The organism is Petrocella sp. (assembly GCF_059865615.1).
Genome location: NZ_JCBCDA010000134.1, coordinates 1 through 1,033 on the forward strand (window position 1 = coordinate 1; position 1,033 = coordinate 1,033).

General features: G+C 38.6%; 1 protein-coding gene. It reads right to left on the bottom strand.

Annotated features, from left to right (window positions below; all coding sequences use genetic code 11):
• A partial coding sequence (locus AC6F8J_RS14590; RefSeq protein WP_500724358.1) for a hypothetical protein occupies positions 1-1,033 on the bottom strand: 1,033 nt, incomplete at both ends.

The window sequence follows — 1,033 nt, forward strand, 5'->3', positions numbered from 1 at the left end:
GTTCATTAATACATTATTAGAAAAAGTATTAGAGCCATTAATAAAGAAACTTAATAAATTAGGATTTCTATTAAAATCCTCGTCTCCAATAATATTATTCCCAGCTATGACTAAATCAAAATAGGTAGAACCATCCTTAAATTTGCTATGAGATGGGGATGAATTGCTCTCATCCATAACATAAACTTCAACTCGGTTATCGTTAAGTATCCTTAACTCACCGCCGAGATAAAAAGCATCTTTTATGATAATCATCAAATTATGATTACCTGTCACTACTATGTCGCTATCCATAATTGCTTCACCTTCGACCAATAATACCATCCATCTCTCACTGGCGCTACCTGCATTAAGTATTCTAAAAGTCTCTTCATAGTCCTCGATAGAATCTTTTCTATAACCTGCCAAAGTCGTATCGATGGTCAAGGTGTTATTGTTCTTCATGTCCCAATCGATAATGGTAGCAGACTCCGTTATACTATAATCTGTATTAACATCTAAGTCTATCTCATTGGCTATAGAAAAACCAGAAAGTCTCGGTACCGTTATAGACACATTGTTGGGGGTATATGGCATAATATTGGCTTCGCCGACTTCATTCTCATCGGATTGTGTTTTAAAATCTATACTACCACCGGATGCCAATTTTCCGGTAAAATCTTTGACTTGTAGATCATTCATATCTTCCTTGGCATAAACACCAAAATCCATTTCCGTTCGGTCTCTATAAGACATAATGATATTAACCCTAGCTTGAGTCTCATTATAGGTTCCAAGGGAAGATACCCTATACTGATCACTGTCTTTTACGACACTGACTTCTAGGTCCCCTTCCCCATCTAATACATCCGTAGCTTCCGCTACCTGTTCATCCAAGAACTGTTCAAAGGCGGTATTGTCCATCCGTTCCATTTCCATGGCCATGGACTCGGCACCGGCTCTAGCGATATAATACGCCTTCATGTAATCGGTCTGATAGATGGCTTGATCGTTCTCACCCATACTGACCGTAATCATCGCGCCCATTAAAAGG